The organism is Labilibaculum sp., assembly GCF_963664555.1.
Lineage (GTDB): Bacteria > Bacteroidota > Bacteroidia > Bacteroidales > Marinifilaceae > Labilibaculum.
Genome location: NZ_OY761461.1, coordinates 4858183 through 4877435 on the forward strand (window position 1 = coordinate 4858183; position 19253 = coordinate 4877435).

The 19253-nt window shown below is 36.5% G+C and carries 15 protein-coding genes and 2 tRNA genes; 7 read left to right on the forward strand and 10 right to left on the reverse strand.

Annotated features, from left to right (window positions below; translation table 11 throughout):
- Window positions 1–11: 11 nt before the first annotated feature.
- From ACKU4N_RS19470 to ACKU4N_RS19490, 5 genes are all read right to left on the reverse strand, one after another.
- A complete protein-coding gene (locus tag ACKU4N_RS19470) occupies window positions 12–989 on the reverse strand; it encodes a hypothetical protein (RefSeq protein WP_321319284.1) in 978 nt (325 codons plus the stop codon).
- Window positions 990–1081: 92 nt separating this feature from the next.
- Complete coding sequence (gene purD / locus ACKU4N_RS19475; protein WP_321319286.1) at window positions 1082–2353, reverse strand: phosphoribosylamine--glycine ligase; 1272 nt, start codon at window positions 2351–2353, stop codon at window positions 1082–1084.
- A gap of 167 nt (window positions 2354–2520) precedes the next feature.
- Window positions 2521–3141: a polysaccharide deacetylase family protein gene (locus tag ACKU4N_RS19480; protein WP_321319288.1), complete on the reverse strand. Its 621-nt coding sequence runs from the start codon at window positions 3139–3141 to the stop codon at window positions 2521–2523.
- Complete coding sequence (locus ACKU4N_RS19485; protein ID WP_321319290.1) at window positions 3138–6200, reverse strand: glycosyltransferase family 117 protein; 3063 nt, start codon at window positions 6198–6200, stop codon at window positions 3138–3140. The genes ACKU4N_RS19480 and ACKU4N_RS19485 overlap by 4 nt, the downstream gene beginning before the upstream one ends.
- Before the next feature lie 270 nt (window positions 6201–6470).
- Window positions 6471–9539 (reverse strand): glycosyltransferase family 117 protein, encoded by a 3069-nt coding sequence (locus ACKU4N_RS19490; protein ID WP_321319291.1) that lies wholly within the window; start codon window positions 9537–9539, stop codon window positions 6471–6473.
- Window positions 9540–9710: 171 nt separating this feature from the next.
- Between ACKU4N_RS19490 and ACKU4N_RS19495 the strand changes: the two genes are divergently transcribed.
- A tRNA-Gln gene (locus tag ACKU4N_RS19495) sits at window positions 9711–9781 on the forward strand.
- A gap of 41 nt (window positions 9782–9822) precedes the next feature.
- On the opposite strand, the gene ACKU4N_RS19500 is transcribed toward ACKU4N_RS19495, so the two are convergent.
- Window positions 9823–10206 (reverse strand): hypothetical protein, encoded by a 384-nt coding sequence (locus tag ACKU4N_RS19500; protein WP_321319294.1) that lies wholly within the window; start codon window positions 10204–10206, stop codon window positions 9823–9825.
- A gap of 156 nt (window positions 10207–10362) precedes the next feature.
- On the opposite strand from ACKU4N_RS19500, the gene ACKU4N_RS19505 reads away from it, so the two are divergent.
- Window positions 10363–10433, forward strand: a tRNA-Gln gene (locus ACKU4N_RS19505).
- A gap of 31 nt (window positions 10434–10464) precedes the next feature.
- Here ACKU4N_RS19505 and ACKU4N_RS19510 read toward each other — a convergent pair.
- A complete protein-coding gene (locus ACKU4N_RS19510; RefSeq protein ID WP_321319296.1) occupies window positions 10465–10737 on the reverse strand; it encodes an acylphosphatase in 273 nt (90 codons plus the stop codon).
- A 236-nt stretch (window positions 10738–10973) separates the two neighbouring features.
- Here ACKU4N_RS19510 and ACKU4N_RS19515 point away from each other — a divergent pair, with 236 nt between their 5' ends.
- Window positions 10974–11852 (forward strand): radical SAM protein, encoded by an 879-nt coding sequence (locus ACKU4N_RS19515; protein ID WP_321319298.1) that lies wholly within the window; start codon window positions 10974–10976, stop codon window positions 11850–11852.
- Window positions 11853–12114: 262 nt separating this feature from the next.
- On the opposite strand, the gene ACKU4N_RS19520 is transcribed toward ACKU4N_RS19515, so the two are convergent.
- From ACKU4N_RS19520 to ACKU4N_RS19530, 3 genes are all read right to left on the reverse strand, one after another.
- A complete protein-coding gene (locus ACKU4N_RS19520) occupies window positions 12115–12267 on the reverse strand; it encodes a hypothetical protein (RefSeq protein WP_156195472.1) in 153 nt (50 codons plus the stop codon).
- Between the two features lie 161 nt (window positions 12268–12428).
- Complete coding sequence (locus tag ACKU4N_RS19525) at window positions 12429–12953, reverse strand: hypothetical protein (protein WP_321319301.1); 525 nt, start codon at window positions 12951–12953, stop codon at window positions 12429–12431.
- 46 nt (window positions 12954–12999) lie between these two features.
- On the reverse strand, window positions 13000–14346 hold the full coding sequence (locus ACKU4N_RS19530) for a deoxyguanosinetriphosphate triphosphohydrolase (RefSeq protein ID WP_321319303.1): 1347 nt from the start codon (window positions 14344–14346) through the stop codon (window positions 13000–13002).
- 419 nt (window positions 14347–14765) lie between these two features.
- Here ACKU4N_RS19530 and ACKU4N_RS19535 point away from each other — a divergent pair, with 419 nt between their 5' ends.
- Genes ACKU4N_RS19535 through ACKU4N_RS19550 form a run of 4 tightly spaced genes read left to right on the forward strand, consistent with a single transcriptional unit; the run spans window position 14766 to window position 19204 of the window.
- The gene (locus tag ACKU4N_RS19535) at window positions 14766–15482 is read left to right on the forward strand and encodes an ABC transporter ATP-binding protein (protein ID WP_321319305.1); all 717 of its coding nucleotides are present in this window, start codon (window positions 14766–14768) and stop codon (window positions 15480–15482) included.
- A gap of 36 nt (window positions 15483–15518) precedes the next feature.
- A complete protein-coding gene (locus ACKU4N_RS19540; RefSeq protein ID WP_321319306.1) occupies window positions 15519–16772 on the forward strand; it encodes an ABC transporter permease in 1254 nt (417 codons plus the stop codon).
- Between the two features lie 27 nt (window positions 16773–16799).
- On the forward strand, window positions 16800–18050 hold the full coding sequence (locus tag ACKU4N_RS19545) for an ABC transporter permease (RefSeq protein ID WP_321319308.1): 1251 nt from the start codon (window positions 16800–16802) through the stop codon (window positions 18048–18050).
- Between the two features lie 35 nt (window positions 18051–18085).
- Entirely contained in the window at window positions 18086–19204 is a 1119-nt protein-coding gene (locus ACKU4N_RS19550) for an efflux RND transporter periplasmic adaptor subunit (protein WP_321319311.1), read from the forward strand.
- Window positions 19205–19253 lie beyond the last annotated feature (49 nt).

Here is a 19253-nt window from a genome sequence, read left to right on the forward strand (position 1 = left end):
ATGGCATTTTTTTATTCTATAAAGTGGATTAGAATACTTGATACCACCAGAATATAAAACAAGAGTTCACCAATCCAAGAGTGTTTTTGGAATACAAAATAGTGGCTTGTAATGTAGGTTACCGGAATGATACTAATAAAGTACATTTCAACACCTGCTCCTTTAAAAAATGCAAAACCAAGAGCTGAAACCAAAAAGAAACTCAACAAAATAATAAAATATTTACGCGAACTTATTTTTTTCTCCTCATAAACATTCAACATGTACAAAGAAGAGAGAACAACCAGAAAGCCAAGTATTCCCCAATATGAATATTGGAAAACCGACACAATTCCTGAATTATTTTTAGAGGAGAAGAGATTCCCAATTGTTTTTAAGAGTTCGGCCAGATTATCGTTCCAAATGTACCAAGCCACAACAAAAAAAACGGGGGCAATAAAGCCTATTAATCCCGCGAGAATTTCTTTACTGCGCAAATATCCTAAAACCGCAAGTGCCATCCAAAACCAGAAAATATATATTCCTGCAAATAAATAAAACAGACCTGCTAATCCTACTAAAAATCCGGCATCGAAAGAGTTGGAAAGAGTTGCTGTCCCCTGATAAATTTTAAATACCCGTTCCACAGAAAGAAACAATAAAAATGCAGCAAATAACGAAGGATGCATGCCTCCTAATGAGATAGTTCCCGTGGCAATAAGAGCAAATACGAATGCAGGTAAATCTGTTCGTTGCCGGATAAAAATATACTGCTCATTTAAACGCACCATTCCATAAGCCATCAATATTAGGAGAAGACAAGCAATCAGACTTAGAACAAAATTATTACCTCCTGTAAGAAATAACAACAATTCGTACAATGGCATTTGGTTCTGTCCTGCTGTTAAGGATACCGAATGCAGTAAGGTTCCCATCCAGAGCAATACGATAATAACCGGAATTAGTATCAATAAAACAGAATGGCGTCCTTTAATTGTCTTTAAGAGCATGAATTTAAGCTTTTAGCGAACCAGAAGTGCAAAATAACAACTACCACTCAATTTTCAAATAAAAAAAAAGAGCAGTAGTTTTTATAAATCAATTACTTTAAATCGAAACCAATATCTTTTCTGTAATATTTCCCTTCAAAATCAATCAGTTCAGCATTTCTAAAGGATTTATCCAAGGCCGACTGCATCGTATCACCGTATGAGCTTACCGAAATAACACGCCCCCCGTTAGTTACTACATCATTACCCGAAAAAGTTGTTCCCGCATGAAACACAATGCTTCCTTCTACCTCATCTAATTTAGTAATAGTTTTGCCTTTTTCATACGCTTCCGGGTAACCTCCCGCAACTAACATTACAGTAGTTACTGTTCTGTCATCCATCTCAAAAGGAGCTTTATCCAATTCCTGCTTCGAAACGGCTTCCATCAATTCCAGTAAATCTGATTTGATTCTTGGAATAATTACCTCTGTTTCCGGATCACCCATTCGAACATTGTATTCAATTACATAAGGATCACCTTCAATATTCATCAATCCAATAAAAATAAACCCTTTATAAGGAATATTATCTTTCTGAAGACCTTCAATTGTTGGAACAATTACACGATCTTCTACTTTTTGCATGAAATCAGCAGTTGCAAAAGGAACCGGTGAAATTGCTCCCATACCACCTGTATTTAAACCAGTATCTCCTACACCAATTCGCTTGTAATCCTTTGCTTCGGCAAGTGTTTTATAATTTTTACCATCGGTTAATACAAACACCGACAACTCAATACCTGCCAAAAACTCTTCAATTACTACGGTACTGCTTGCGTCGCCAAACATTCCATCGATCATCTCTTTAAGAGATTGTTTAGCCTCCTCTAAATCAGAAATAATTAAAACACCTTTTCCTGCTGCAAGACCGTCTGCTTTTAATACATATGGAGCTTTTAAGCTTTCTAAAAAAGTTAATCCTTCTTCTAAATTTTCAGAGGTGATACTTTTATATTTTGCGGTAGGAATATTATGCCGGAACATAAATTCCTTTGAAAAATCTTTGCTTCCTTCTAATTGAGCACCTAATTTTTCCGGACCAATAACTGGAACACTCTTGATAGCCTCATCGGCAAGAAAGAAATCGTGAATTCCATTTACCAAAGGATCTTCCGGACCAACAACGACCATGTTAATTCCTTTTTCAAGAACAAAATCTTTTATTTTTGTAAAATCGTTAGGATTAATATCTATGTTTTCTGCAATTGCAGCAGTTCCGGCATTTCCCGGAGCAACATACAATTTTTCCAATTTTTCACTTTGAACAAATTTCCATGCAAAAGCATGTTCACGGCCTCCGGAACCCAAAAGAAGTACTTTCATCTAATAGTATTAATTAGCAACCACTCCCACTTTGCTATCTACAAACAAGTAAAACGGGAATTCTCAAATGGTTTTGTTTATAAAATGGTATTAATAGTTTGATCGAGAGCAAATTTACGTATTCAAATGCAGTTTACCTGATGGAAAAGAAAGGAATTTTTGATTTCTCACCGACAAATATCAAACTCGTAACCCTGAAGCTTTAATTCATCGATCAGCCGGGGTACTGTAAAACGCATATTCGCCTCCGATTTCTGATGATTGTGGAACGATATTATGGAGCCTGGACGAACCGTTTTAAGAACATCTTTCAAACACTCTTCAGGAGTTATATCCTTCCGGTAATCCCCACTCAAAACATCCCACATAACAATCTTATACTCTGGGAGTAAATGTTTTGCCTGAGATCTTTTTATTTGGCCGTAAGGAGGCCGAAATAATTTTGAATTAATTAAATCGGAAGCCATTATTACATTCTCAAGATATAGTTGTGTATCAACAGACCAACCTTTTAAGTGATTGTAAGTATGATTTCCAACGGCGTGACCTGAAGACAGAATTTTCTGAAATAGCTCAGGACATTTATGCACATTCTCGCCTACGCAAAAAAAAGTAGCTTTTACATTCTTCTCCTTCAACATATTCAATGTCCACAAAGTAGATTCCGGAACAGGTCCGTCATCAAATGTCAGATAAACTTTTTTTGCTCCCGAATTATATCGCCAAATAAAGTCCGGAAATAAGATTTTAAATATCCCCGGCGCTCTCATCCATCTCAACTTCATCATCCCTTTTTATAGCTTTCTAATAATCTTTTAAATTCCAATTCAATTTTCCGATTCAATTCCTTCTGATTGTACTGATTTGTAATGCGGTACAATTCCTGCAATAAAGCCAGATCCCTGCTCTTTAACCGAGGAAATTCCGAAGTAGAAACCGGAGTTAGAGTCATATAATAATCTAATTCCTGTACCAATCTATCTGATATGGTTTGAATCATCTGATTGCCTTTTTCATCCTCCGCTGCACGATAGTAGGACTGAGCCATAAGAATGGCTAAATAATCGAAGGGTACCTTCTCATTAGGCACTAATTCAACACATTTATCCAGTACCTGAACTGCAGAATCTCTTTTTCCCTCATCCAGTAAACTTTCTGACAGCCGCAGAAAATTATTTCTCATGTTGGTGCACAAACGCGAAGTTGTTTCATCGATATAAACATCCGGATGGTTCATATTTCCCCATTTAAACTTATTCATCAGATTGGTATACATTACATCCGTATTTACACCCCCTATCTGCATTTCCTCATTTTCAAATTTGATCGGTACCAATCGATAAGCAAAACCTTCCAAACGAAAATAGTCTTCTAAGCCATAATATCCGCTCGACGGCACTGTTATGGAAAAATAAACAGGTCGTTTCCAATTGTTTTGCACCAGCATATCGTAAAGAATTAAACCACCTTTATCCACGTAGTTTGTTTTCACTTCCCATTCCATTTGATTCACAATTTTTGCAGAATCTTTTTCGGAAAGAGTATTGGTCTTTACGACTTGCTCCTTATCAATTACAAGGCGAAATTTATTTGCCGGAAAATGATCAATCCGCTCATCGTATCCGTATATTTTTTTGGTACTTTCCTTTTCACTCGCAACATATTCTATCGCGTCTTTCAGATCCAATCCTCCATTCTTCTCAACGTAAGCCTTCAAACGCGGATCATCAAGAACATAAACAACATCGCGCTTACCCGCCAGATATTTTTCTTTAGTAAGAGAAATTGGTAAAGGATCGGAATCATAGTTCTTTTGTTTCATCTGATCGATGTACCAATCGGCGGTTAAATACATCAAATTACAAACGCGAACATCAGTTCTTACGCCTTCTACCTCCTGCAAATACCATAATGGAAAAGTATCGTTATCGCCCATTGTGAATAGTATCGCATTTGGTGCACACGAATTCAGATAATCGTAAGCCAAATCTCTTGCCACATATCGATCCGACCGATCATGATCGTCCCAATTTTGTTGCGCCAACAAAGCAGGAACTGCCAAAAAGCAAAGAGTGAATGCTGCAGGAATAGCGACCTTATCTTTTCGAAGCACTTTTTTAGAAACCTGCAGTACTGCAAGAAATCCTAAACCGATCCAAACAGCAAAGGCATAAAATGATCCCACATAGGCATAATCCCTTTCGCGGGGCTGCAATGGAGGCTGATTCAGATACACAACAATGGCTAATCCGGTTAATAAAAACAGCAAGAAAACGACAAAAAAGTCTTTCTTCCCGTTGGTACTTTTTTTGTACTGATAAAGTAATCCTGCCAAGCCCAACAAAAGCGGTAAAAAGTAGTATGTATTGTTTCCCTTATTTTTAGTCATGTGCTCAGGCCTCAGACTCTGATCTCCCAAACGATAATTATCTACGAATGGAATTCCTGAAATCCAGTTGCCGTCAATAACTCCGCTATAGGATTGCCGGTCAGATTGACGACCGGAAAAATTCCACATAAAGTAGCGGATGTACATGTAATTAATCTGGTAACTAAAAAAGAAGTCCAGATTCTGCACAAAGCTCGGTTTTGTTTTCTGATCAGCCTTGAGTCCTGTCCACTTGGCATATTCTTCGGGGTTCCTACCTGTCATTCCCTTGGTATACATTCTAGGGAACACTGTTTTATAAGAACTGCTATAGTTTGGTTTCTTTGGCGTGTAAGAAACTACATATTTCCCGTCTTTTTTAATGTAAACATCTTTGCCATCTACATAACTCTCCTTTTCATCATACGGAGCATTAAAATATTCGCCATACACCAAAGGATTATCGCCATACTGCTCTCTGTTTAAATAATAAAGTAAAGAAAACAGATCCTCAGGATTATTCTGATCCAAACCAGGATTTGCCGCCGAACGAATCATGATAAGCGAATAGGACGAATATCCAATTAGAACAACTGTTAGTGCAGTAAGCAATGTATTCAAGACCACTTTGCCATGAGAAATTGTATATCGAATACCGAATACAAGACCTGAAATCAGCAGAATAATAAATACATATGCGCCTGAATTAAAAGGCAAACCAATTACATTTACAAAGAACAAATCAAAAACAAAAGCAAGTTTTACAACGCCTGGAATGATTACATACATTGCACCACCCAAAAGAAGCAAAGCAACACCCAAAGCTTTTAAGACTCCATTTCTGCTTGGTTCATACTTCTTAAAATAGTAAACCATTACAATGGCCGGAATTGCCAATAAATTCAGAAGATGAACTCCAATCGACAAACCCATAAGATAAGCAATCAAAATTAACCACCTGTTTGCATAAGCCTTGCCTTCTTCGTTTTCCCATTTTAAAACGCACCAGAAAACAACTGCAGTAAACAGTGAAGATGTAGCATAAACTTCTCCCTCAACAGCTGAAAACCAAAATGTATCGGTAAAAGCATAAGCCATAGCTCCAATAAATCCGCTGCCAATAATTGTCCATACCTGAGATTCTGATATTTTATCTCCTGCAACAATCAACTTTTTAGCCAAATGGGTGATTGTCCAGAATAAAAACAGAATGGTAAAAGCACTTGCCAAACCAGACATGGAATTTATCATGAGAGCAACATTCTCGGTACCCGAAGCAAACATAGAGAAAAAACGAGCCAACAGCAGAAAAAACGGAGCTCCCGGAGCGTGTCCAATTTCTAATTTATAAGCAGAAGTTATAAATTCTCCGCAATCCCAAAAACTAACTGTAGGTTCAAGGGTTAAAAAATAGACAACTGCAGCTATTGCAAATGATATCCATCCGACAATAATATTTGTTTTTTGGTACTTACTCATATATTATCAAAATAAAGGTTAGATTTTATGGTACAGACAGCGAAGTTACCACTTTTGACAAAAAGAATTGATTTGTATTATGTGAAAAAATCTTAACAGACTTTCGATATTTCAAGATCAACATAGTCGTCAATATTCTTTTTTACAAATGAACGCTTTGCATTAGTTTGTAGAAAGAAGAATTACTTTGATTTAAGAAATCAAAAAAACGACATAAAAAAATGGCTGTCTTTACATGAAGACAGCCATTTAAAGTTTATTATAAATCTTTTACTCCCCTGCAGCAGACTTAAAAAGCAGTTCGAATTTTAATTGTAAATCTTCCCTCAACTTAGTTTGCTCACCCATATCAGCTAAACCTAAAAGCATCTGCACAACCCGCACTTCACGCTCCTGTTCTGATCTAAAAGCATTGGCATGCTGAGGATCCAAACTTAAGAAATAATTCATTTTATCGTATGATTGTTGTGCCACTTTCAACAGTAAAGCATTTGCTTTATCTACTGCATTTGCTCTGTAATACTCCTGAATGAATCCAATCAGTGTATTATCAACCGGTATTTTATTGGTTGGCAGTTCTTCCATACATCTATCCAAAATATCAATGGCTTTTTCTTTCTTTCCCTCGTCATTTAAAGCACTGGCCAATCGGCTGTAATTTGCTCTGAACGACATGATATTCACTGTCAAAATATGAAATTGATCAACGTATACATCCGGATCTTTTATCCCGCCAAAAGTGAATTTATTCATGTAATTATCATACAACAATTCTGTATTCACATGGCCAATACCATTTCGTTCCGGTTTTGTTTCAATTGGAACCAAACGATAAGCAGCACCTTCCAACTGAAAATATTTCTCTAAGCCAAGAAAGCTTTCAGTCCCCATTCCTACAGAAAAATAAACAGGGCGTTCCCAATTGTTATTTGCAATGATATCATAAACCATAATGTCATTTTTATACAAATAACTTCTCTTGATCTTCCACTCTAACTTGTCTACAATTAAATGAGCATCTTCGGGCTGAACAGTACCATTTGCAAGCACCTTAGCCGAATCAACAGGAATATAAACGTTTCTTCCAGGGAAATAATTAAGCTTTTTACCCGATTGGGTTTCTACTTTTGCGGCATCATTATCGCTTCCTACGAATTTTATCATTTCACTCAAAAGCTCTTGTCCTTTCAATCGCTCTACAACAGGAACCTGATCGCGAATACCTGGTTCAACTTTATCCGCAGTAAGCGACATAGGAATCAGATCTGAATCGTAGGCTTTTCGTCTCATCTGATTGATGTACCAATCGCCGGCAAGTAAACTCAAATTTACAATGCGGATATCTCTTCGAATCCCTTCTACCTCCTGCGCATACCAAAGCGGAAAGGTATCGTTATCGCCATAGGTAAATAAAATAGCATCAGGCGCACACGAATTTAGATAGTTTTTTGCGTAAGCCAATGTCGCATACCGACCAGAACGATCGTGATCATCAAAATTTTGCTGAGCCATTAATCCAGGAACGGCAATTAAGCAAATAGCAGTAACTGCTCCTGCGATAACAACAGATGGTCCTTTTTTACTCAACCATTGATACAAACCCATTACCCCGAGTCCAATCCAAATGGCAAATGCGTAAAACGAACCGGCATATGCATAATCACGTTCGCGTGGCTGATAAGGTGACTGATTCAGGTAAACAACAATAGCCAAGCCTGTAAAAACAAAAAGCAACATCACCACAAAGAAGTCCTGCTTGCCTTTTTTACCCGATTTATAATGACAGAACAAACCGATTAAACCAAGTATAAATGGTAAAAAGAAGTAAGTATTTCTTGATTTTTTATTTGCCATTTCAGGATATAACTTATCCTGATTTCCAATTTTCATTTCATCGATAAAAGGAATCCCCGAAATCCAGTTTCCATTCAGAATATCGCCATGCCCCTGAATATCGTTCTGACGGCCGACAAAATTCCACATGAAATATCGCCAATACATGTGGTTAACCTGGTAGGACAAGAAAAACTGAAGATTTGAACCAAAACTTGGCTTATAAAGAGTCTCATCACCAACCTGAATTGGATTGTTCTTTTTTACATCTCCCCAGTATTCATATTCATGAACATGATTGGCCCGGGAGCTATACATTCTTGGAAACAAGGTATTGAAACGGGAATCGAATTTATATTCCTGTTTGTGCGAGGCAACAACATACCTATCCTTATTATTTTTATCCTTTTTTTGAATGTAAACAGGACTGGTTTCAATCAGATCAACTGCAGGCGCATTGTAATACTCTCCATACACAAGGGGTCTGTCTCCGTATTGCTCCCGATTCAAATAGGAAAGCAAAGCAAATACGTTGTCCGGATTATTTTCATCCATTGGCGGATTAGCCGAAGAGCGAATCACGATCATGGCAAAAGAAGAATAGCCAATCATGATCACCACAAAAGCTGTTACGATCGTATTCAAAACCACCATTCCACGTTTAACGGAAAAGTTAATCAACCAAACAACAAGTGCAATAAGTGTTGCCCCATAAAACATCACGCCAGTGTTGTAAGGCAAACCAAATTGATTTACAAAAAGCAGCTCGAACCAAGATGCGATTGTGATCACTCCGGGAATAACCCCATACATAACAACACCCAAAATAAGAACCGAAAGTAAAAATGCTCCTATTATTCCATTCCGGGTAGGTGTGTATTTTTTAAAATAGTAAACAAATATAATAGCAGGAATAGCCAAAAGATTCAGCAGGTGAACCCCGATCGACAAGCCCATTAAATATGCAATTAAAATAATCCATCGGTTTGCATACTTCTCATCGGCGACATTTTCCCATTTCAGAATTGCCCAAAAAACAACCGCCGTAAACAATGATGACAAAGCATATACTTCTCCTTCAACAGCCGAAAACCAAAATGTATCAGAAAAAGTGTAAGCAAGCGCTCCAACCATTCCGGTTCCCATTACGGCAATTAAATTTCCTTTCGAGATTTCGCCATCGGTTACCACCAACTTTTTAGCAAGATGTGTAATTGTCCAAAACAAAAACAGAATAGTGAAAGCCGATGCCAAGGCCGACATAGAATTTACCAATAAGGCTGCCTGAGCAGGACTGGGAGCAAAAAGAGAGAAAAAACGCGCCATAATCATGAACAAAGGTGCTCCCGGCGGATGACCAACCTCTAATCCGTAGGCGGTGGTAATAAATTCTCCACAATCCCACAAACTGGCTGTAGGCTCCATTGTAAACAAGTAGGTAAATGCAGCAATGACAAAAGCCATCCAGCCTAATACATTGTTAACCACATTGTAATTAGATCTCATCTTGTGTGTATTTTTGTTTATTATATTCGATATGCAGGATAATATTTTGAACGAAAATAGTCAATTTTAATAGTTCCCCCGAATTCTGTTTGAAAATTTTACACTTTTTGTTTGAGCAAATAAAAAAAGTATTACATTTGCAGAGTTCTTTGCAAAAAGGACGATTATGATTGACCCGTGGTGTAATGGTAACACACCTGGTTTTGGTCCAGGCATTTAAGGTTCGAGTCCTTACGGGTCAACAATAAAAAAGCTTCGAAATATTTCGAAGCTTTTTTTTATTTTAGCCCTTATGTTTATTTTCAACAACCCTCTCAAACTTAAAGCTTCCTGAAATTCCCTGGTCATCTAAACTATCTCCTTCAATTGTCGTCTCATTAATCAACATGCCATCCCAGGAATCCAATTCGTAACGAATATCAAAATCGGAATGAATAACATCATAGTCGATTGCTTTTAGTTGAATTCTGTTCAAATTTATCTCTCCTTCCAATTTTTCTTGAATCATGAAAGTCTCTTCATCTTCTGCATTTTCAGAAAAAATGATTTTACCACTCAATTTTTTCCCGTTTTGAGTCAATAAAAGCTCTCCTTTTGCCCTTCCATAGCCATAATCTTCCTCGTAAAGCCACTTTCCTGTTAAAGATTCTATTTTTTTTTGCTCCATTTTTTCTACCCTTTCAAATTGACAATCAGAATAATTACAAATATATAACAACAACAACGAATAAAAGCCTGCAATATTTTTGCAATTTTTGGTTTTGGCTAACAAATATTTCTATTATATTTGCAACGTCTTAGTCAGAAATGACTGAACGGGAATTGACCCGTGGTGTAATGGTAACACACCTGGTTTTGGTCCAGGCATTTAAGGTTCGAGTCCTTACGGGTCAACACAAGCTTCTGATTTTATCAGAAGCTTTTTTTATTTTATGACAAAATCCGTAAAATCCTGATCCGGTAAACTGCAAATAAAAACATCCTTCACTTTAGCCCAATCAGGTCCCTTTCTACACCACTCACAAAACAATTCAACGCCCAAATTTGTTCCGACAACTTCCGCATAAACCGTACCATCCGGCTGATTTCTCACAAAGCCCCTAACTCCAAAACGCTTTGCTGCCTCCTTGGCATGATACCGAAATCCAACATTCTGTACCCTACCCGACACTTTTATGCTTACAGACTTCCCTTCCATTTTGCTGCGATTTTAATGCAAGATAGAATTTTAAATGCTGAATTAAGAGTTAAAAATTAATAATTAAAACACTCGTCGGTCTATCATCTCCAGTAAAAAGGGAGAATTTCATTCTAAAATTTTAAGTCTTGCTTGATATTTCTACTTGATCCCTTTTACTTTATCCTTAAACCTTGTTACTTCTTCCTCGACACTTGGAACTTGATACTTGAAACTTCTTTTTCTACTTTTGCCACATGATCAATTATCACGAACCATTATTTCGGCCACCAAGTGAGGCTTACTCGCTAATTTTACAGGTTAGCTTAGGATGTGCCTGGAACAAATGTGCCTTTTGCGAAATGTACAGCAGCAAACAATTCAAACTTCGCCAGGAAGAAGAAGTGTTCGCCGAAATTGATTCCTTATCGGATCACGCCAATGATGTCCGCAAAGTTTTTTTGGCCGATGGTAATGCCATGGTTCTCTCATTCGATAAAATGAGCAGGTTATTGGACAAGCTTGCAAATACGTTTCCCCGCTTAAATCGGGTGTCGGCCTATGCCATACCTAAAGATATCGAAGCCAAAACCGATCACGAGCTGCAGATTTTGGCTGAAAAAGGGCTGAAACTACTTTACGTAGGCATCGAATCGGGAGATGATGAGCTTTTGAAGGCAATTGATAAAGGTGAAAATTTTGAAAGCACGAGTCATGCTCTGCAGCGTGCCCGAAAAGCAGGCATTAAACTTTCGGTGATGATACTAAATGGTTTGGGTGGTAAAAAGTATTCTCGGCAACATGCCCTTAACTCGGCCAAAGTCGTGAACAAAATTCAGCCTGAATTTCTATCTACCCTTGTTCTTAGTTACCCTTACGGAGAAGAACACTTCATGAAAAAATTCGATGGTGAATTTATTCCTCTCAATACTGTTGAGCTAATTGCCGAAATGAAAGTCTTTATCGGGAACCTGGAATTAAGCAAGTCTATTTTTCGAAGCGATCATGCTTCCAATTATTTGATTCTGCGCGGAAACTTCCCCCGCGACAAACAAGAAATGCTGAATCGTATCAATGGTGTTTTGAACGATCCGGCCAACGCGCAGTTGAGACCGGAGTGGATGAGGGGATTGTAGTTTTTTTCATTCCTCATAAAATGTCATTGCGAAGGAGCGAAGTGAGTTTGGCAATCTGACACAATTATTTCTAAAAGTCAATCCCAATAGTTTTGTCTTAAAACCGGGACTGCTTCCGAAACAAAACGATTACGAATAAAAAAAAACGGTTAAAACCGGAATTATTTACAAGTGAAGGGCAAGAAATTCCCTTTTAAAATCTTGCAGAATAAATAACAAGCCGAAGATTTTAATTATCATAAATGAGAATAGGATTATACGGCTATTTTATCACCATATAATTCTTCTTATTCTGCAATCTGCCCCAGTCTTTAGTATTCATCGACTGAATCATTTTTGTAGTTAAATCAACCACAACAAAATCCTCATCTCTTGAGAAAGAAAACAACTCTTTAATCATTCTTAAAATCTTCATAATCCAAGTATTATCATTTTTCTGACAACATAAAATTAAGAGGATTAAAGGACAAAATCAAGACGATTCAGGGCAATTTAATAATTACGTAATATGAGTTTCTAATAACGTATTTTCAGTTCACACTTACGTAGTGTAAAATTACAATCGGGTTTGTTTTACTAATCTTTAAACTCCAGGGTATCAAAAAAGAGATTCTTTTTATCAACTAAAAACTGCTTCATTCTTGAAGGCCCGCCAATAGCAATCTGATAAATGAACTTCCCCCGAAAGAAAAATCGTTTGTAGTAAGTATACTCATGTTCACCAACCAATTGGGTATAAACAATTTCTTTCCCTAACATTTTTTGATACGCTACTGAGTTTTCCGAAATTAAAATCGCATTTCCGGTTACCAAACTCCCCTCTTTCATTTCCTGATAATATTCCGTAGGATCAGAATAGGTAAAATCCAAACCTACCTCTGAAAAATCGGAAGCTACAACACCAAAAACCGTTGCCGCATCTTTATAACTAAAAACCTCTATTTTTATTCCATTCAGCTCCTTATCCTGAATAATCGGATTTTCGGGCAATTCAAAACTAATCTTTGATTTTTCCGATCCTGATCTTACCCAATCGTTTTGTGCGTATACAGCAGGTACTACAAGAATCAGCAACACAAGTAAAGAATATATTTTTCTCATTTGATACATTTAAAGTCAACTTTAAAATTCCAATTTCGCAATCAAATTAATTAATCCCCGGCAGTTCTATTCCTTTAATGGTTCTGTACAAATCCAAAGCAAAAACATCAGTCATTCCTGAAATAAAATCAAGAACAGACATAATTTTCCCGTAGTCTGATTCGCCGTTCAAATTATACTGCTCAGGAATTAATGACAACAAGTTCCTGGAATAAAAATTTTCGGGTTCCAAAACGGCAGTAACAAACTCATCGAGCAAAGTTCCTAAAATTTTGTAACCGGCCAACTCTATTTCCACAACCGAACGATGACGATAGATTCGTGAAACAGCAACCTGAGTGCATTTTTTATAGGCAAACAACGAAATTTCATTGATCTCTTTAATTAGACTTGATTGAAATTTACCTTCCATTATTAATTCATAATGATCAACAAACACACCTACACATTCCGAAATTAATTTCCCAATAACTCCTGCCCGTATGTATGCAATTTGCTCATTAATATCGGTAACCTCCTTACAAGTTTCATCAATTCGGTTCAGAATAGTTTTGTCCTTGTCCGGATGATAAAAACTCAACAACAAATCCTTTGTTTCTTCGGTGCTTAGTATCTTCAGCTTATGAGCATCTTCAATATCCATAATTTGATAGCAAATATCATCAGCAGCCTCAACCAAGTAAACCAATGGGAAACGGGCAAATATTCCTGATGACAATTCAGGAATCCCCAGCTCTTGGGCAATCACAAGGTAATCTGCCTTTTCAGCTTGAAAAAAACCATATTTTTTTTTCTTTACTACCTCAATCTTATTACTTTCCCAGGGATATTTAACAATAGATGCAATACTCGAATAAGTTAATGCAAAACCACCCTTTCGTCTTCCGTGAAATGCATGGGTTAACAATCGTAAAGCATTTGCATTTCCTTCAAAGTTGATCAAATCATGCCACTCATTCTGAGTAAATCTATCATGCAATTTTTTCCCTTTCCCATCCGAAAAGAAATGAGATAATGCCTTCTCTCCCGAGTGCCCAAATGGTGGATTGCCCAAATCATGAGCCAAACACGCTCCGGCAACAATACTCCCAATTTCTTTAATTAAATGAGATTCATCAACCAAATCAAGCTGAATAAGCTTGTCGGCAAGTGCATTCCCCAGTGATCGTCCTACGCTGGAAACCTCAAGGCTGTGAGTTAAACGGTTGTGTACAAAAATACTTCCAGGTAACGGAAATACCTGTGTTTTATTCTGTAAGCGACGAAAAGGGGATGAAAATATCAATCGATCATAATCGCGCTGAAATTGAGATCTGACATCTTTCTGCTGAACAGAAGAAAATTGGTCTTCCTGACCAAACCGTTTTGCTGATAGTAAGCTATTCCACTTCATTTTTTTTCATTTATAGAACCTAAAATTACACTAATATTTGGCTTTGCTCTTATCCCTTAGTATTTATTCACATTTATTAAGATAACGTACACAAAATTACTCACATAATGCCTAAATTATTGTACATTATCGTACACTCAATGTAATATAAGTGGACACACTTATACGAAACTTCACAAACCAAAATACACACAAAACACTAACTATCAACACAATTAACCCTATGGCACATCAATTGATAAACCAACAATAATTTGGGGTGAATATTTTCTTTGGTTATCTTATTGATTGAAACAAGACAATATCAGTTATAATTGCTGGTTTGTCGATAGGTAAACATGTTTGTCTAATTTTGTTTGCAATAAAATGTAATAACATTAATATTGTATACAGATTTATTTTTAATACCAACAGCTATTATGATTCGACTACAAAACATTCACAAATCGTATATTACCGGTACTAACAAACTTCACGTTTTAAAGGGAATTGATTTGCACATAAAAGAAGGCGAATTAGTTTCCATAATGGGATCCTCAGGATCAGGTAAATCTACACTTCTTAATATACTTGGTCTTTTGGATAATCATGATGAAGGAGTTTACACTCTTAATCAGCAGGAAATAAAAGCCATGAGCGAAACAAAAGCCGCTAAGCTTCGAAATAATCTACTCGGTTTTGTCTTCCAGTCTTTTAATCTGATTTCTTTTAAAAATGCCATGGAAAATGTTGCCCTTCCATTGTATTACCAAAAGGTTGCAAGAAAAAAGAGAAATAAAATAGCCTTGGAGTATCTGGATAAAATGGGACTGAAAGATTGGGCTGAGCACATGCCAAATGAGCTTTCTGGTGGTCAAAAACAAAGAGTTGCAATAGCCCGGTCGATGATCACCAAACCAAAAATTATTTTAGCAGATGAACCTACCGGTGCATTAGATTCTGCTACATCAATAGAAGTTATGGATCTTTTAAAAGAAATTAATCAATCCGGTATCACAGTTATTATCGTTACGCACGAAAATGATATAGCCCATATGACGGATCGGATTATTAACCTTAAAGACGGCCGAATAGAATCTATTATTGAGAACAATAAGATCAATAGTATGGAAACTATTAGAATTCCTCAAGATTAACCACACTATCTAAACCTAAAAGCCTAGAATAAAGCTATGTTCGACAGAGATAAATGGCAAGAAATATTTAGTACCATTAGTAAAAATAAAACCAGAACCGTTCTAACCGGTTTTTCGGTGGCAACAGGAATTTTCATGTTGATTTTTCTTTTGGGTGCAGGACGAGGTCTTAGAAATGGAATGACTTCTGTCTTTGCACAAGATGCAACCAACAGCATGCAGATATATGGTGGCAGAACAACCAAAGCATTCAAAGGAACTCCCGAAGGAAAGCGAATTCAGATGGTTAATGAAGACTATCTTGGATTTAAAAAATCTATCGACAAGCTGGATGTCATTTCTGCAATGTCATACATTCCGGGAGCTGAAATAATATCTTATAAAAATAATTTCGGAAATTTTAATGTATCTCCTGTACATGAAACTTATAAAGAGATTAAAAATTTCGAGATCCTTGAAGGGCGATTTTTAAATGAAAAGGACATTAAAGAAAACCGAAAAGTTGTTGCCATTCAAGATGTTGTTAAAGAAGTGCTTTTCCCTAAAGAAACGGCAATCAATAAATTAATTAATATCAACAACATCAAATTTAAGGTCGTTGGTGTTTTTAATCAGCCAAGTTTCGATGATAATTCCAGAGAAATTTACATCCCGATTACTGTTGCTCAAAATATTTTTAACAACAACGATCACCTTCAAAGAATCTCCTTTACCCTGGATGATATTTCTGTAGATGAAAGCAAGAAAGTTGAGCAATTTATTACTTACCAAATGGCTAAACGACACGGATTTAGCCCTGAAGATAAAAATGCTTTATGGATACAGAACAACATTGAAAACTCGCAAACATTTACAGGACTTTTTAAGGCTATTGAGATGTTTGTCTGGATTATTGGAATTTTCACTATTATATTAGGTGTAATTGGGGTTTTCAACATTATGATGATTGTTGTTAAGGAGAGAACTAAAGAAATAGGAATTAGAAAAGCAATCGGTGCTTCACCAAGCTCTGTAGTTGGACTGATACTAATGGAGGCAATATTTATAACAGCATCCTCGGGATATGTCGGACTAATTGCCGGGGTAGGCTTACTCGAAGTAATCACCAAATTTGATCTTATCAACAAAATATACCCACCTGCAGCAATTTACTTTTTAAATCCACAGGTTGATTTAGGAATAGCTATAGGTGCAACCATCGTTTTGGTTGTAACCGGTGCTCTTGCGGGTTTTTTCCCGGCAAGAAAAGCCGCCTCAATCAGACCCATTGAAGCTTTAAGAGACGAATAATAAACCAGACTAATAAACGATCAGCTAATGTTCGATTTGGATAAATGGCAGGAAATTACTGCAGCACTTAAAAAGAATAAACTACGAACCATACTTACCGGTCTCGGAGTGATGTTTGGAATCTTAATTCTGGTAACCTTACTGGGTATTGGAAGAGGTTTTCAAAATAATATACAATCCTCATTGGGTAATTTCGCAACAAACTCAACGGTTTTTTGGGTAGAAAAAACCACAAAAGCCTACAAAGGTCTGCCACGAAACAGATCGTATCAATTTACCAATGATGATTTAGAGGTACTTAAAAGATCGATCCCTGAGCTGCAAGACATTGCTCCTGATATAAATGGATGGAGTGGAAATGCCACCAACAATACATTTCGGGAAGACAAAAAAGGAAATTTCAGAATCAAGGGGACTTCACCGGAAATGAACAATGTAAATCCGGTTGAAGTTATTGCCGGTCGTTTTATCAATCAGAATGATCTGAAAGAATTTCGAAAAGTAATTACCATTGGACCAAGAGTTCAGGAACTAATGTTCGAAAAAGATGAAGATCCAATTGGTCAGTACCTTAAAGTAAATGGAATCTATTTTAGAATAATTGGCACAATTAAACCATTAAGCCGAAATATGGGAATGCGCGATGACGTTCTTCAAATGCCATTTACCACCCTGCAGCAATTGTATAACCAAGGGGACAAATTCCATGTATTTTTAGCAACAGCTAAGGTTGGAGAATCAGTTGCCGATTTGGAAAATAAGATATTTGAAATTCTGGCCAGAAGGCATTCCATTCATCCTGATGACAGGCAAGCCATTGGTAATTTTAATATCGCGAAAATGTTCAACAAGATTTTTGGTCTTTTTAACAGCATTGGATTCTTATTTTGGGTGATAGGCTTTGGAGTTCTTCTAACCGGTATTATTGGAGTTAGTAATATTATGCACGTGGTTGTAAAAGAAAGAACCAAAGAATTAGGCATTAAACGTGCCATCGGTGCCCGTCCTCGTGAAGTTGTTGGTCAAATCATAAATGAAGCCGTTTTCTTAACCACCTTTGCGGGATTCTGGGGACTGGTTTTAGGTGTTTTAATTGTCGAAGGAATCGGTAAAATGACCGAAGGTGATCCGAACCCTCAAATTTTAAACCCTTATGTTGATATAAATGTTGCATTTATAGCACTCGGTGTTTTGGTTTTATTTGGTGTTTTAGCTGGACTGCTTCCAGCACAAAGAGCCATCAGAATTAAACCCGTAGATGCATTGAGATACGAATAAAAAAAATAGTTCATAATCCGAAAATAATACTAGTCATGAAAAAAGTTTTTAGAATTGTATTGGTTGTATTTTTTATCTTCCTTTTTGTAGGAACAATTGTATTCCTGTATCAAAAATCGCAAGATAAACCTGTGGTTTACAACACAAAATCACCTGAAATAACAGATATTATTAAAAAGACGGTTGCAACAGGATCTGTTGTTCCAAGAAAAGAAATCGCAATTAAACCTCAGGGAGTTTCCGGAATTATTGAAACTTTATATGTTGAGGCTGGTGATATGCTTAAAAAAGGCGATCCTATTGCTAAAATAAAGATCATTCCTGATATGATTAATTTGAATAGTGCTGAATCGAGAGTAAAAATAGCACAAATCAATTACGAGGATAAAGAAATTAACTATCAGCGGGACAAAGCTTTGTATGACAAAAAAGTAATTTCAGAATCTGATTTCCAGAAAACTCAATTGTCTTTCCGAAATTCTGAAGAAGAGTTACAATCAGCAAAAGATAATTTGCAGTTGATTAAAGAAGGTGTAACCAAAAGTTCTGCAAAAGCTACGAATACCATTATTCGTTCAACAATTGAAGGAATGATACTGGATATTCCGGTAAAAGAAGGAAATTCAGTAATTCAGAGCAATACTTTTAATGATGGAACCACGGTTGCCATTGTTGCCGACATGGGCGAAATGATTTTTCAAGGTAAGGTTGATGAAACTGAAGTTGGAAAAATTGTTCAGGGAATGAACCTTGAGTTAACCATTGGAGCAATTGAGGATGTGAAATTTGACGCTCATCTGGAATATATCTCTCCAAAAGGTGTGGAAGAGAATGGTGCCATTCAATTCGAAATAAAAGCTTCTGTTAAACTTAAAAAAGATTTCTTTATTCGCTCGGGATACAGTGCTAATGCTGAAATTGTTCTTGATAAAAGAGAAAAAGTATTGGCTGTAAACGAAAGTCTTTTAGAGTTTAAAAATGATTCAACGTTTGTAGAGATAGAAACTTCTGAGCAAAAATTCGAAAAAAGGTTTATTAAAACTGGTCTTTCGGATGGTATCAATATTGAAGTTTTAGAAGGCCTTACAAAAGATGATAAGCTTAAAGGAGAAAAGAAGAAAAAAATTGAAGAAATAAAAGAGAAGAAAGACTAGAAAGAGTTTTCATTGCGGTAGGAAAATTAAATAAGCATCTTTAATTTAT